Here is a 15407-nt window from a genome sequence, read left to right on the forward strand (position 1 = left end):
TCGAGTTGCGCTGTTTTGGCTTCAAATATGAAAGGCATAATCCTGACGGGGCACTGCTGTCGATATCCTGGACTGTAAGGTACAGTGCCCGGTTCCGCTCAGCCAGCATATCAGGTTCTGAAATGCTTGTTAATTCGTTCACATAAAAGCAACATTAAATCTTTGCTGAATCGTTGAGCGCAGCGTAATCGGCTACAACGCAGGCGTGACGTTAGTTACGTTCCAAACGCTCAGCCAGATGAGAACAACACAACAGCCATACTTTTACAATGGTTATTGACTGTGTCGAGGGGAGATTTGCGAGCAGCAGATACAAAAAAACCGCCAATTACGACGGTTCTTTTGTATCCATACGGTGTTAGCAGGCACCGAACGGATTTTTTACATCGTCAGAAACGATACAAGCACTACCAAGCAGCAACATTGTGCGTAAAGTTGGTTAAAAAATCAACCAGCCGGATGTAAAGAATCTGTTTTTTATGTACCCTGACTTCGGGTCTGTTCTGTCGGTTTAGCAGCCGATCATCGGGCTTGAGAACAGTGCTGCAACTACTGCGATACTAGCACTACCAAGTGCTTGTTCCACCGGGGCTTTCCCGGTGAAGTCGCGGTGGTCGTGGTCCCACAAGGAACGCGCAATGAAAAGGAGTTCTTTCTTTATCCTGCTCATTGTACTGGGTTCAGCGTTTGGGGTCAGTAATGGCGGCTGGTCAGTTTCTGGCAACCATCTCAACTTCAACGTCATAATCCAGAACAAGTAAGCTACTGGCCGCTTTTCAAAGCGGCCTTTTATTTGGCCCAATAAAAACGGCCCCTTTTCAGGAGCCGCCTATCAACCCTTCAAGCCGGAAGAATTACTTTTTCTTGGCTTTCGGGTTTGGCAGATCGGTGATACTGCCTTCGTAGATCTCAGCGGCCAGGCCGACTGATTCATGCAGCGTTGGGTGAGCATGGATAGTCAGAGCGATATCCTCTGCGTCACAACCCATCTCGATTGCCAAGCCGATCTCACCCAGCAGCTCGCCGCCGTTGGTGCCGACAATCGCACCACCGATGATACGGTGAGTTTCTTTGTCGAAGATCAGTTTGGTCATGCCGTCTGCACAATCAGAAGCGATAGCACGGCCGGAAGCCGCCCACGGGAAGGTGGAGGTTTCGTAGCTGATGCCTTTCTCTTTCGCTTCTTTCTCGGTCAAGCCAACCCATGCCACTTCTGGCTCGGTGTAAGCGATGGACGGGATGACTTTTGGATCGAAGTAATGCTTCATGCCAGCGATAACTTCAGCGGCAACGTGGCCTTCATGCACACCTTTGTGCGCCAGCATTGGCTGACCCACGATGTCGCCGATAGCAAAGATGTGGGACATGTTGGTGCGCAGTTGCTTGTCGACATGGATAAAGCCACGCTCGTCAACTTCCACACCGGCTTTGCCAGCATCCAGCAGTTTACCGTTTGGCACACGGCCAATCGCCACCAGCACGGCGTCGTAACGCTGTGGTTCTGCCGGAGCTTTTTTGCCTTCCATCGTGACGTAGATGCCGTCTTCTTTGGCCTCTACCGCCGTCACTTTGGTTTCCAGCATCAGGTTAAACTGCTTGCTGATGCGCTTGGTGAAGACTTTCACCACGTCTTTATCAGCGGCTGGAATCACCTGATCGGCCATTTCAACCACATCGATCTTGGAACCCAGCGCATGGTATACGGTACCCATTTCCAGGCCGATGATACCGCCGCCCATCACCAGCAAACGCTCTGGAACGGTTTTCAGCGCCAGTGCGTCGGTGGAGTCCCACACGCGTGGATCTTCATGAGGAATAAATGGCAATTGGATCGGGCGGGAGCCCGCAGCAATGATAGCGTTGTCGAAGTTAATGGTAGTAGCCCCATTTTCGCCTTCAACAACCAGAGTATTAGCGCCAGTGAATTTACCTTGGCCATTGACCACTTTCACTTTACGGCCTTTAGCCATCCCAGCCAGACCGCCGGTCAGTTGATTGATGACTTTTTCTTTCCAGATACGCACTTTGTCGATGTCAGTTTTCGGTTCACCGAAAACGATGCCGTGCTCAGCCAGCGCTTTGGCTTCTTCGATCACTTTGGCAACGTGCAGCAGTGCTTTGGAAGGGATACAACCCACGTTCAGGCAAACCCCACCCAAAGTGGCATAACGCTCTACCAGAACGGTTTCAAGACCTAAGTCAGCGCAACGAAAGGCAGCAGAGTAACCTGCCGGGCCCGCCCCAAGTACCACGACCTGAGTTTTAATTTCAGTACTCATCATGACCTCTTAATTGTTTGTCCGGCGGGTCAGACGTCATTTTTATACCCTTCGTCTTTCAAGTCGCAGCATTGTTGGCTTCATTCGCTCACCCCAGTCACTTACTTATGTAAGCTCCTAGGGATTATAAGCCTCATGACTGAGGCTCCCCCTTCGGGCCAGCGCTAGCGCTGTTCAAATCGGTTAGCAACCGATTTGTCGCGAACTTGCCGCCTAGCTGCAACGTGAAATCCATTGGGTATATTATTAATCAATCTCATAACGCCCTTCATCCACCGGGACGCTTACACCGCGAGCAGTTTACAGAATTGTTAATAGTCTGCAAAGCATGTTCGGGTGACCCGTGTCCCAACAATTCTGTCGAGTCATGCAACAACCCGACAAAACCGGTAGTAGGATCGGCAGGGGCGCTACCAGAGCGCCCCTACACAATTACATCACCAGACGGCGAATGTCAGCCAGCATATTGTTGATAATGGTGATAAAGCGCGCACCATCGGCACCGTCAATCACACGGTGGTCGAAGGAGAGCGACATCGGCATCATCAAGCGCGGCGTGAACTCTTTACCGTTCCAGACCGGCTCGATAGCAGACTTGGAAACGCCCAAGATCGCCACTTCCGGTGCGTTAACAATCGGCGCAAAGTGGGTTGTCCCGATCCCGCCCAGGCTGGAGATGGTGAAGCAACCGCCCTGCATTTCTCCTGCGGTCAGCTTACCGTCACGCGCTTTTTTGGAGATCGTCATCAGTTCGCGAGACAGCTCTGTGATGCTTTTCTTGTTCACATCTTTGAACACCGGCACCACCAGACCATTTGGCGTATCAACCGCCACACCGATGTTGATGTATTTTTTCAGCGTCAGCTTCTGAGCATCTTCGGACAGCGAGCTGTTGAAACGCGGCATCTGCTCCAAAGCGGCTGCAACGGCTTTCATGATGAACACCACCGGGGTGAACTTCACGTCCAGCTTACGCTTGGCCGCTTCTTCGTTCTGCTGCTTACGGAACGCTTCCAGATCGGTGATATCTGTTTTGTCGAAGTGAGTCACGTGCGGGATCATCACCCAGTTGCGGCTCAGGTTGGCACCAGAGATTTTCTGGATGCGGCCCAGTTCAACTTCTTCGATCTCACCAAACTTGCTGAAGTCCACCTTCGGCCATGGCAGCATGCCTGGCAGGCCACCACCGGTTGCCGCTGGAGCGGCTTCGGCACGTTTAACCGCGTCTTTCACATAAGCCTGAACGTCTTCGCGCAGAATACGGCCTTTACGACCGGTACCTTTCACTTTCGCCAGGTTTACGCCGAACTCACGCGCCAGGCGGCGGATGACCGGTGTTGCGTGAACGTAAGCATCGTTCTCAGCGAACTCGTTCTTACCTGCGGCAGCAGCCGGAGCTGCGGCTGGCGCTTCCTGCTTGGCCGTAGCCGGTGCGGCTTCTGCTTTTTGAGCTGGAGCAGCGGCAGGTGCAGCACCTTCCACTTCGAACACCATAATCAGCGAGCCAGTTTTCACTTTAGCGCCAGTGCTGATTTTGATCTCTTTCACGGTGCCAGCGAACGGAGCTGGGACTTCCATCGAAGCTTTATCACCTTCAACGGTGATCAGTGACTGCTCAGCGGCAACTTTATCGCCTACTTTCACCATCACTTCGGTCACTTCGACTTCGTCACCACCAATATCTGGCACTTCAACGTTTTTAACTGTGCTAGCGGCCGGAGCGGCAACCACAGGCGCTGCTGGGGTGGAGCCAACCACTTCAAACACCATGATCAGCGAGCCGGTTTTCACTTTAGCGCCAGTGCTGATTTTGATCTCTTTCACGGTGCCTGCAAACGGCGCTGGCACTTCCATAGACGCTTTATCGCCTTCTACGGTGATCAGCGACTGCTCAGCAGCAACGGTATCGCCCACTTTCACCAGGATCTCGGTGACTTCAACTTCGTCAGCGCCGATGTCCGGTACTTCAACCTCTTTGGCTGCGCTGGCGGCAGCGGCTACCGGAGCCGCAGCGGCTTTTTCTTCCACCTTGGCCGCAGGTGCTGCTGCACCTTCTGCTTCAAAAATCATCAGCAGCTTGCCGGTTTCGGTTTTGTCACCCACGGCAACTTTGATCTCTTTCACCACGCCCGCCTGCGGGGATGGCACTTCCATGGAGGCTTTGTCGCCTTCCACGGTGATCAGCGATTGCTCAACGGCCACTTTATCGCCAACCTTCACCAGGATCTCGGTGATTTCAACTTCGTCTGCACCGATGTCCGGCACTTTGATTTCGATAGACATTCTATTTACCTCTTATGCCAGACGTGGGTTGACTTTTTCTGGGTTGATGTCGAATTTCTTAATTGCATCAGCGACCACAGAAGCTTCAATCTCACCGCGTTTGGCCAGTTCACCCAGTGCAGCAACCACCACGTAAGAAGCATCAACTTCAAAGTGGTGACGCAGATTTTCACGGCTGTCAGAACGACCGAAACCATCTGTACCCAGTACGCGATAATCGCTGGCAGGAACGTAAGTACGAACCTGTTCTGCGAACAGTTTCATGTAATCGGTAGACGCCACCGCCGGCGCATCGTTCATCACCTGAGCGATGTAAGGTACGCGCGGGGTTTCGGTTGGGTGCAGCATGTTCCAACGCTCACAGTCCTGGCCATCACGCGCCAGTTCGGTGAAGGAAGTCACGCTGTAGGTGTCAGAGCCCACGCCGTAGTCTTTCGCCAGGATCTGTGCGGCTTCACGCACGTGACGCAGGATCGAGCCAGAGCCCAGCAACTGCACTTTACCTTTGCTGCCTGCCAGCGTTTCCAGCTTGTAGATACCCTTACGGATACCCTCTTCTGCGCCCTGTGGCATCGCAGGCATATGGTAGTTTTCGTTCAGCGTAGTCAGGTAGTAGTAGACGTTTTCCTGCGCATCGCCGTACATACGTACCAGGCCGTCATGCATGATCACCGCCACTTCATACGCGTAAGCCGGATCGTAAGAGATGCAGTTAGGGATAGTCAGCGACTGAATATGGCTATGGCCATCTTCGTGCTGCAAGCCTTCGCCGTTCAGGGTAGTACGGCCTGAAGTCCCGCCGATCAGGAAGCCACGCGCCTGTTGGTCACCGGCCAACCAGCACAGGTCACCGATACGCTGGAACCCGAACATCGAGTAGTAGATGTAGAACGGGATCATTGGCAGATCGTTGGTGCTGTAGGACGTTGCTGCGGCCAGCCATGAAGAAGCGGCGCCCAGTTCGTTGATCCCTTCCTGCAGGATCTGGCCTTTCTCGTCTTCTTTGTAGTACGCCACCTGCTCACGGTCCTGCGGGGTGTACTGCTGGCCGTTCGGGCTGTAGATACCGATCTGGCGGAACAGACCTTCCATCCCGAAGGTACGCGCTTCGTCGGCAATGATTGGCACCAGGCGATCTTTGATCGACGGGTTCTTCAGCATCACGTTGAGGGCACGCACGAAGGCGATGGTGGTAGAAATTTCTTTATTCTGCTCTTCCAACAGGGAGTTGAAATCTGCCAGCGCGGGCATTTCCAGCTTCTGAGTGAACGCAGGCAAGCGGGTTGGCACATAGCCATGCAGCGCCTGACGGCGTTCGTGCAGATATTTGTATTCTTCAGAATCTTTATCGAAGGTAATCAGTGGCAGCTTTTCGATATCCGCATCGGCAACCGGCACATTGAAACGATCGCGGAAGTGATGAACCCCTTCCATGTTCATTTTCTTCACCTGGTGAGCGATGTTTTTACCTTCCGCCGTTTCACCCATGCCGTAACCTTTGATGGTATGGGCCAGGATCACGGTCGCTTTACCTTTGGTTTCCTGCGCTTTTTTCAGTGCGGCGTAGACTTTCTTCGGATCGTGACCACCACGGTTCAGTGCCCAGATTTCGTCGTCGGTCATGTCTTTCACCAACGCGGCGGTTTCCGGGTAACGGCCGAAGAAGTGCTCACGCACGTAAGCGCCGTCTTTGGATTTGAAGGTCTGATAGTCGCCGTCCAGCGTTTCACCCATCAACTGCACCAGCTTACCGCTGGTGTCTTTACGCAGCAGTTCATCCCAACGGCCGCCCCAGATCACTTTCAGTACCTGCCAGCCAGCACCGGCGAAGATGCCTTCCAGCTCATTGATGATCTTGCCGTTACCGGTAACCGGGCCGTCCAGGCGTTGCAGGTTACAGTTGATGACGAACACCAGGTTGTCCAACTTCTCGCGGGTAGCGATAGTGATCGCCCCTTTGGATTCCGGTTCGTCCATCTCGCCGTCGCCCAGGAAGGCATACACGGTCTGGCCAGAGGTGTCTTTCAGGCCACGGTGTTCCAGATATTTGAGGAACTTGGCCTGATAGATGGCGCTGATTGGGCCCAGGCCCATGGAAACGGTCGGGAACTGCCAGAATTCCGGCATCAGTTTTGGATGCGGGTAAGAAGACAGGCCTTTGCCGTGAACTTCCTGACGGAAGTTATTCATTTGTTCTTCGGTCAGGCGGCCTTCAAGGAAGGCACGTGCATAAACGCCTGGAGAGATGTGGCCCTGGAAATACACCAGATCGCCGCCGTCTTTCTCGTTGCGCGCACGGAAGAAGTGGTTGAAGCAGACTTCATAGAAGGTCGCGGAAGACTGGAAGGAAGCCATGTGGCCGCCCAGATCCAGATCTTTTTTGGACGCACGCAGCACGGTCATCACGGCGTTCCAGCGGATCGCTGAACGAATGCGGCGTTCCAGATCCAGATTACCTGGGTATTCAGGTTCGTCTTCTACCGCGATGGTGTTGACGTAGTTATTGGCTGCCGAGCCTGCTGCAACCTTCACACCGCCTTTGCGCGCTTCTCCCAGAACCTGATCAATCAGAAACTGAGCTCGCTCAACACCCTCTTCACGGATGACCGATTCGATCGCCTGCAGCCAGTCGCGGGTTTCGATCGGATCCACGTCATTGTTTAAACGTTCTGACATGGTGGTATTCCTTATCTGTCTAATGGTTTGTTTGGAGCCTGTCTTCCTGCATTCTGAAGCAAAACACACGAAGACAGGCTCATCAGTTTAGTTGCCGCTTAAGTACTTAACTAAGCACTCCGAGCTTCATCTCACCAAGCTGGTGTGCCTTGAGGAGAACCACTCTTAATCCTTGCGTTGCTGGAGACGCCGAAGCGATCTGTCGCGCCGGGTATGTTCTCTGCTGAGATCCAGCAAAATTTCCTCGATAAACGCCAAATGGCGATGCGAGGCTTCACGGGCCTTTTCCGGCTCGCGTGCCACAATCGCCTCAAAAATCCCGGCGCGATGGCTGCTCACCTTTGCCAACATTTCACGGCGCGAGTAGAGCAATTCAAAGTTCTGACGGACGTTCTGTTCCAGCATCGGCCCCATGCAGCGCAGCAGGTGCAGTAACACAACGTTATGGGCAGCTTCGGTGACGGCGATTTGATACTGCATCACCGCATCGGCTTCGGCGTCGAGATCGCCGCTATCCTGAGCCTGCTGAATCACATGGTGGCAATCGCGGATGCGCGCCAGATCTTCGTCAGTGCCGCGCAGCGCTGCGTAATAGGCGGCGATACCTTCGAGGGCATGACGGGTTTCGAGCAGATCGAATTGTGATTCGGGATGGTTAGCCAACAGTTCAGCCAGCGGATCGCTGAAGCTCTGCCACAGATTAGTTTGTACAAAGGTGCCACCGCCCTGACGGCGCAGGAGCAGTCCTTTGGCTTCAAGGCGCTGGATTGCCTCTCTCAGAGAAGGGCGGGAAACATCAAATTGTTTCGCCAATTCGCGCTCCGGAGGCAGTTTTTCGCCTGGACGCAACGTGCCCTCGAGGATCAGATATTCAAGCTGCTGCTCGATGACGTCTGACAACTTGGGTTGGCGGATTTTGCTGTAGGCCATGAGTGATTTCTTCTCTGCGAATGGCGCGTAGTCAATTGGTAATACCAATTTCAAAAACGTGACGGTAAAGTAACAAAGTATTCACCTGCTGTCCATATAGGCCTTGATTGAAATCATGGTTTCCCGCACATTTTAACAACTCAGCCTCTAGGCTGCTGCATGCTGATAACGCAATCTTGGTAATACCATTTACGAGGTAGATGGCGAATTTAACGTTTGTGAAACCTCTGGTTAGGCGATCATCAGCCCTGATTAGGCGATGATTAAACTGCGGGGCGTGGCTGATTTCAGCCACAACAAACGCGGTTGAGCGTCCATTATTTCAACAAGCAAAATGACTATTTTTGCGCTTTATGTGATTTATTGCTTACTTCACGCACGAAACCACTTCCCTCGTCACACAGCCCGCATTTTGTTGCCTAAACTGCTGCAATCTTAATCACTCACACAACAAAGCAGGTGCAAACCTTGTCGCTTATCATTATTCTTTGCCAAACGGTAGCGGCTCCGTGGAATTAATCGCGATAACACCGTAAACAAAAAATAACACACATCGTAATCATTGCTTTACAGCCGTGAGAGTTATGCAACAACAGAGGGTTTATTGATGGATGGTCAACAACATGGCGATCAGCTGAAACGCGGCTTGAAAAACCGCCATATTCAGCTCATTGCCTTAGGTGGCGCTATCGGTACCGGATTATTCCTCGGTATCGCTCAAACAATAAAAATGGCCGGTCCATCGGTCATTCTTGGCTATGCGATTGGCGGTTTTATTGCCTTCCTGATCATGCGTCAGTTGGGTGAAATGGTCGTAGAAGAGCCGGTTGCCGGCTCCTTCAGCCACTTTGCCTATAAGTACTGGGGAAGTTTTGCTGGCTTCGCGTCAGGCTGGAACTATTGGGTGCTGTATGTGCTGGTAGCGATGGCAGAACTGACCGCCGTCGGTATCTACGTGCAGTACTGGTGGCCAGAAATCCCGACCTGGGTCTCCGCTGCGGTGTTCTTCCTCGCCATCAATGCCATTAACCTGTCCAACGTGAAAGTGTATGGAGAAATGGAATTCTGGTTCGCCATTATCAAAGTGGTGGCGATTATCGGCATGATCGTGTTTGGTGCCTACCTGCTGTTCAGCGGTATGGGCGGCCCGGAAGCCACCATCACCAACCTGTGGGCGCAAGGTGGATTCTTCCCGAACGGCACTATGGGGCTGCTGATGGCAATGGCGGTGATCATGTTCTCCTTCGGTGGGCTGGAACTGGTGGGTATCACCGCAGCCGAAGCCGATCACCCGGAAACCAGCATTCCAAAAGCCACCAATCAGGTGATTTACCGTATTCTGCTGTTCTATATCGGTTCACTGACCATTCTGCTGTCACTCTATCCGTGGGGTAAAGTGGTAGAAGGCGGCAGCCCGTTTGTGCTGATCTTCCACGCACTGAATAGCAACCTGGTGGCCACCGTGCTGAACATCGTGGTGCTGACAGCGGCACTGTCGGTGTATAACAGCTGCGTCTACTGCAACAGCCGCATGCTGTACGGCCTGGCAAAACAGGGCAATGGCCCGAAAGCCTTGCTGAAAGTGGATGGTCGCGGCGTTCCCGTCATTGCCATCGGTCTTTCTTCGCTGGCCACCGCGCTGTGCGTGCTGATTAACTACCTGATCCCAGGCCGTGCTTTCGAACTGCTGATGGCTCTGGTGGTCTCTGCTCTGGTGATCAACTGGGCGATGATCAGCCTGGCGCACCTGAAATTCCGCGCGGCCAAAAACCGTGAAGGGGTGCAACCGAAGTTCAAAGCCTTCTGGTATCCGTTCAGCAACTATCTGTGTCTGGCGTTTTTGTTTGGGATTCTGGTGATCATGTACTTTACGCCAGGCATCCAGATTTCCGTCCTGCTGATCCCAGCTTGGGTTGCCATTCTTGGTATCGGTTACTTTATCAAGCAGCGTAGCCAACGGGCAGCAAGCGCAACAACTCGTTGATATTATCAGCGTTTAACGGGCCCACACTCGTGAGCCCGTTTTCTTCTCTTGGCGTTACCGCCTTTTCTTTTATTAACAGAATATGGCTCTATTTGATTAAACGATTTTTGATCACTTTCTTGCCATCAACCGAAAACTCAGCATAACCACTATCTTTAATGTCATTAACGGCAAGACGCCCTGCAACATCAACACGCAACAGGTGCTTATTACTAAAGGTTCCTGGTGAGCTTAAACGTACACCGGTCCATGCAAATTTTGAGTAATGCGCACTCAAATTTTTCTCCTGACTCTCCATGAACGCAGGAAGAGGCGAGAGATTCACCTTATCAAGAGCGATCAAATAATTATTTAAATCGAATTTTGATGAGTCGCCGCTCACGTGGATCTCCACCTGAAGAGGTTTTTTAAACTCGCCAGTTCTGGTATCCATGCTCATACTCAACAATCTCTTCGAGTTTTCCGGGTTCTGATAAGAGACGGTACAAGTTGTCATCACACCTTGTGGCCTGTTAGCACTACGAGGATCGATTTCACTGCCAGAAGCAAAAAACGAGCTTATCGTTGAAACTTTTGTCTCTTCGCCAAGTTTTTCTTTAATCTTTTTAAAACAAATATCTGCCCCATCTGACAGCGAATACTTATAAATTTTTACTGCATCATTAGCATACAAAGGGGAATGCACTAACATTGTTATCCCCATAATGACCGATAATACGCTCAATTTGGCCGATATCTTCATGAAAAAACCTCGTAAAAAAACAGAAAGTAAAATTTTGAGCCGCCAAGCGGGTCTTAACCAGAAACCCCACCATTTTGGGAATGGCTATGAATATACCGTTTACTTCAGTTCTTTTTCATATGTACGCTCAAAGAATCATGAGATATACATGCCAGCATATTAGTTTTATTTCAGTGACAAACACAAACAGATGTATTTATGTATTTTTATTTTCACAGAAATATAAACAAAAAGAATCAGATCAAAAGATATTTTATTCTATTTAATAAACGTGAAAGGTGATTATTAATTTAGATAGATGGTAGGGGCGAATACGCGTTATAACGGTTTATAGCCCCCTTTTCAGGGGGCCTTATCAGGAAAGAGTTACTTCACACAGCGTGCACACTGCGATTCCTGGATCTTCTGGAAGAAGTCATTACCCTTATCATCCACCAGGATAAAGGCCGGGAAATCTTCCACTTCAATCTTCCAGATCGCTTCCATCCCCAGTTCAGGATATTCCACACACTCCAGGCTCTTGATGCTCTGCTGCGCCAATACTGCGGCCGGGCCGCCGATGCTGCCGAGGTAGAACCCACCGTGTTTATGGCAGGCATCAGTCACCTGCTGGCTGCGGTTGCCTTTGGCCAGCATGATCATGCTGCCACCGTGCGACTGCAACAGATCGACGTACGAATCCATACGGCCTGCCGTGGTTGGCCCCAACGAACCGGAAGCGTAGCCTTCTGGGGTTTTGGCCGGGCCCGCGTAGTAGATCGGGTGATCTTTCACGTACTGTGGCAAACCCTCACCGCGATCCAGGCGTTCTTTCAGTTTGGCGTGCGCAATATCGCGCCCAACAATGATGGTTCCGCTGAGAGAAAGACGGGTCGAGACCGGATACTGCGACAGTTGCTTAAGGATCTCGGCCATCGGGCGGTTAAGATCGATCTTGACCGCTTCCCCTTCGCCAGCCTGACGCAGTTCCTGCGGAATAAATTTGCCTGGGTTGTGCTCCAGTTTCTCCAGCCAGATCCCTTCGCGGTTGATCTTGCCTTTGATATTGCGATCAGCCGAGCAGGAAACCCCCATGCCGACCGGGCAGGAGGCACCGTGGCGCGGCAGGCGCACCACACGCACGTCATGCGCGAAGTATTTACCGCCAAACTGAGCCCCCAACCCCAGGTTTTGCGCTTCTTTCAGCAGTTCCTGTTCCAACGCCACATCGCGGAACGCCTGACCGTGTTCATTACCTTCGGTTGGCAGGCCATCGTAGTATTTGGTCGAAGCCAGTTTCACAGTTTTCAGCGTCGCTTCAGCCGAAGTACCGCCGATCACAAAGGCGACGTGGTACGGCGGGCAAGCGGCGGTACCGAGCGTACGCATTTTATCCACCAGATAATCTTTCAGTTTACCCGGTGACAGCAGCGCTTTGGTTTCCTGATACAGATAGGTCTTGTTGGCCGAGCCACCGCCTTTAGCTATGCACAGGAATTTATACTCTTCGCCATCCACGCTGTAGAGATCGATCTGCGCTGGCAGGTTGCTGCCGGTATTGACCTCTTTATACATATCCAACGCGGCGTTTTGCGAATAACGCAGGTTATCTTCGATAAAGGTGTTGTACACCCCGCGCGACAAAGCTTCTTCATCACTACCGCCGGTCCAGACGCGTTGGCCTTTTTTGCCGACGATAATCGCAGTGCCGGTATCCTGGCAGGTTGGCAAAATCCCCTTGGCGGCGATCTCTGAGTTACGTAAAAATTGCAGCGCAACGTACTTGTCGTTTTCACTGGCTTCGGGATCGCTGAGGATATCCGCTACCTGCTGTTGGTGCGCTGGGCGCAGCATAAATGAAGCATCGTGGAAAGCGTGTTGGGCGAGGAGGGTCAGGGCTTGCGGGGCAACTTTGAGGATTTCCTGGCCTTCAAACTCGCCGACAGAAACGTGCTCACGGCTTAGCAGATAATATTCGGTATCGTCTTTCTTCAGCGGGAACGGATCTTGATAATGGAACGGTTTATTCGACATTAATCTCTCACTTGCAACATCAGCTGCGTTAAATTCACACTCACTCAGCGTACTCGGGCGCGCTGCGTCAAAAAAACTTCCCACACCTTACGTATTTTTAGGTAGTAAGTTATTGCGCCAAATCGCAAAACCGCCGCTATACCTTTATTAACGTAGGGAATTATGACTACGGGCGCTTTTCTGACTTTATCCGGTGAGCACTGCGGGTACAGACTCATCCTGCACGCTTTATTATCCCGCAGTTAACACATTGATTACAATCCACACGGGTCGATCGGGTTATCATTGTGGGGAAATAACGGCTTAACAGGTTCTACAGTTGCCAGCCGTTACGCCATTGCTTAAGCTAACCACAATGAACAGAGTAAGAATCCCTATTGCGCTGCAACAAGCAGTGATGCGCTGCCTGCGGGCCAAACTGCAGCTGGCATGCCAGCATTTTGCTATCGAATTCCCTGAGCCGAAGATCGTCTACCAGCAACGCGGCACCAGCGCGGGTACTGCCTGGCTGCAAGCCTGGGAAATCCGCCTTAACCCGGTCTTGCTGATCGAAAACCAGCAGCCGTTTATCGACGAAGTTGTGCCCCATGAACTGGCCCATCTGCTGGTATTTCGCCAGTTTGGCCGTGTGCCACCGCATGGCCGCGAATGGCGCTGGATGATGGAAAACGTGCTGCAAGTGCCCGCCAGCCGTACCCATCAGTTTGAAATCAGCTCGGTACAGAGCAAAACCTTCCCCTATCAGTGCGCCTGTCAGCAGCACCAGTTAACCGTGCGTCGCCATAATCGCGTGTTACGCGGCGAGAGTGAGTATCGTTGCCGTCAATGCGGCGAAAAACTGCGCTCTCTGCTTAACGAAAACCGTTAATAGACAATCTGATACCTTCCTGGAACAAGCCGTTATCACCATTTGCGCCCACTGGTTACTTCCGTTACCCTGCCCGCTTTTCCGCTTTCAGGTGTTTTTGGAATATGCTTCGCAAAATTTTATTTATGGTGGTCTTGATTTCCTCAGGCAGCGCGCTGGCGCAAATTAATAACTTCACCCAAGCCAAAGCCGCAGCAGTCAAGATCAATCAGGATGCCCCCGGCAGTTTCTATTGTGGCTGCAAGATCGACTGGCAGGGCAAAAAAGGTATTCCCGACCTCAACAGCTGCGGATATCAGGTGCGTAAAAGTGCCCAGCGCGCCGAACGCATTGAATGGGAACACGTAGTCCCGGCCTGGCAGTTCGGCCACCAGTTGCAGTGCTGGCAAGACGGCGGGCGTAAAAATTGCAACAAAGACCCGCTTTACCGCCAGATAGAAACTGATCTGCATAACCTGCAACCCGCTATTGGCGAAGTGAATGGCGATCGCAACAACTTCATGTACAGTCAATGGCGCGGCGGTGAAGGCCAGTATGGCCAGTGCCCAATGAAAGTGGATTTCAAAAACAAACAGGCCGAGCCACCGGCACGAGCGCGCGGTGCCATTGCCCGTACCTACTTTTATATGCGCGATCGCTATCAATTACAGCTCTCGCGTCAACAAACCCAACTGTTTGAAGCCTGGAGCCGCCAATACCCGGCAACCACCTGGGAATGTACGCGAGAAGCACGCATCGCACAGATCCAGGGCAACCATAACCCTTATATTCAACAAGCTTGTCAGCAGCGAAAAGGCTGACCTACTATAGAGCTTTCGCGCTGCCCGCTGGCAGCGCCGTTTCATCGAGCCAGGATCTGATAATCACTATGCGTATACCCCGCATTTACCATCCAGACCTTTTAAGCGCCAATGCCGAAATCGCGTTGAGCGAGGATGCCGCCAACCACGTTGGCCGCGTGCTGCGTATGAGCGCTGGGCAGGTGTTGCAGCTGTTCGATGGCAGCAATCAGGTGTTCGACGCCGAAATCACCCAGGTGAATAAAAAGAACCTCCTGGTTCGCGTCAGCGCCGGGCAGATTGAGGATCGCGAATCGCCACTCAATTTGCATCTTGGCCAAGTGATCTCGCGCGGCGAAAAGATGGAGTTCACCATTCAGAAATCCATTGAGCTGGGGGTGAACGTGATTACCCCGCTGTTTTCCGAACGCTGCGGCGTTAAGCTGGACGGCGAACGTTTGGCGAAAAAGCTGCAACAGTGGCAAAAAATTGCCATCGCCGCCTGTGAGCAATGCGGCCGCAACCGCATCCCGGAAATCCGTGAAGCGATGCAGCTAGAAGCCTGGTGCGCCGAGCAGGATGGCAGCCTGAAGCTGAACCTGCACCCACGAGCCAGCCAGAGCATAAACACGCTACCGCTGCCGGTGGACCACGTTCGTCTGTTGATTGGGCCGGAAGGCGGGCTATCCGCCGAAGAAATCGCCATGACTACAGGTTACGGATTTACTGATATTCTGCTGGGGCCACGCGTTTTGCGTACAGAAACCACAGCGCTTACCGCAATTACCGCTTTGCAGGTCCGTTTCGGCGACCTGGGCTAAGAGCCTGTTAATACCGGCTCGTAAGGAGAGAA

The 15407-nt window shown here is 52.3% G+C and carries 11 protein-coding genes; 5 read left to right on the forward strand and 6 right to left on the reverse strand.

Translation table 11 applies throughout. From position 1 onward, the window contains the following. Nucleotides 1–638 precede the first annotated feature (638 nt). Nucleotides 639–761 (forward strand): hypothetical protein, encoded by a 123-nt coding sequence (locus tag AC2A1E_RS03435; protein WP_459399892.1) that lies wholly within the window; start codon nt 639–641, stop codon nt 759–761. A gap of 93 nt (nt 762–854) precedes the next feature. Here AC2A1E_RS03435 and lpdA read toward each other — a convergent pair whose 3' ends face one another. The 4 genes from lpdA to pdhR form a co-directional block, all read right to left on the reverse strand. Further along, nucleotides 855–2279 (reverse strand): dihydrolipoyl dehydrogenase, encoded by a 1425-nt coding sequence (gene lpdA / locus AC2A1E_RS03440; protein ID WP_484382563.1) that lies wholly within the window; start codon nt 2277–2279, stop codon nt 855–857. 432 nt (nt 2280–2711) lie between these two features. Then, nucleotides 2712–4562 (reverse strand): pyruvate dehydrogenase complex dihydrolipoyllysine-residue acetyltransferase, encoded by a 1851-nt coding sequence (aceF, locus tag AC2A1E_RS03445; protein WP_484382564.1) that lies wholly within the window; start codon nt 4560–4562, stop codon nt 2712–2714. Between the two features lie 12 nt (nt 4563–4574). Further along, complete coding sequence (gene aceE / locus AC2A1E_RS03450; protein ID WP_484382565.1) at nt 4575–7238, reverse strand: pyruvate dehydrogenase (acetyl-transferring), homodimeric type; 2664 nt, start codon at nt 7236–7238, stop codon at nt 4575–4577. 165 nt (nt 7239–7403) lie between these two features. Then, nucleotides 7404–8168: a pyruvate dehydrogenase complex transcriptional repressor PdhR gene (gene pdhR / locus AC2A1E_RS03455; RefSeq protein ID WP_459399895.1), complete on the reverse strand. Its 765-nt coding sequence runs from the start codon at nt 8166–8168 to the stop codon at nt 7404–7406. 607 nt (nt 8169–8775) lie between these two features. Between pdhR and AC2A1E_RS03460 the strand changes: the two genes are divergently transcribed. After that, nucleotides 8776–10152 (forward strand): amino acid permease, encoded by a 1377-nt coding sequence (locus AC2A1E_RS03460; protein ID WP_484382566.1) that lies wholly within the window; start codon nt 8776–8778, stop codon nt 10150–10152. 88 nt (nt 10153–10240) lie between these two features. Here the strand turns inward: AC2A1E_RS03460 and AC2A1E_RS03465 are convergent, their stop codons facing one another. After that, complete coding sequence (locus AC2A1E_RS03465) at nt 10241–10894, reverse strand: hypothetical protein (RefSeq protein WP_484382567.1); 654 nt, start codon at nt 10892–10894, stop codon at nt 10241–10243. A gap of 366 nt (nt 10895–11260) precedes the next feature. Further along, nucleotides 11261–12907, reverse strand: a complete 1647-nt coding sequence (fumA, locus tag AC2A1E_RS03470; RefSeq protein WP_484382568.1) for a class I fumarate hydratase FumA — start codon at nt 12905–12907, stop codon at nt 11261–11263. 355 nt (nt 12908–13262) lie between these two features. Between fumA and AC2A1E_RS03475 the strand changes: the two genes are divergently transcribed. The 3 genes from AC2A1E_RS03475 to rsmE all read left to right on the forward strand — a co-directional run bounded on the left by AC2A1E_RS03475 (nt 13263) and on the right by rsmE (nt 15375). After that, on the forward strand, nt 13263–13775 hold the full coding sequence (locus AC2A1E_RS03475) for a SprT family zinc-dependent metalloprotease (protein WP_459399903.1): 513 nt from the start codon (nt 13263–13265) through the stop codon (nt 13773–13775). A gap of 104 nt (nt 13776–13879) precedes the next feature. Beyond that, entirely contained in the window at nt 13880–14575 is a 696-nt protein-coding gene (gene endA / locus AC2A1E_RS03480) for a deoxyribonuclease I (RefSeq protein ID WP_484382569.1), read from the forward strand. A gap of 68 nt (nt 14576–14643) precedes the next feature. Next, the gene (rsmE, locus tag AC2A1E_RS03485) at nt 14644–15375 is read left to right on the forward strand and encodes a 16S rRNA (uracil(1498)-N(3))-methyltransferase (RefSeq protein ID WP_484382570.1); all 732 of its coding nucleotides are present in this window, start codon (nt 14644–14646) and stop codon (nt 15373–15375) included. Nucleotides 15376–15407 lie beyond the last annotated feature (32 nt).

The organism is Serratia sp. HNCC26DJ206 (assembly GCF_057180605.1).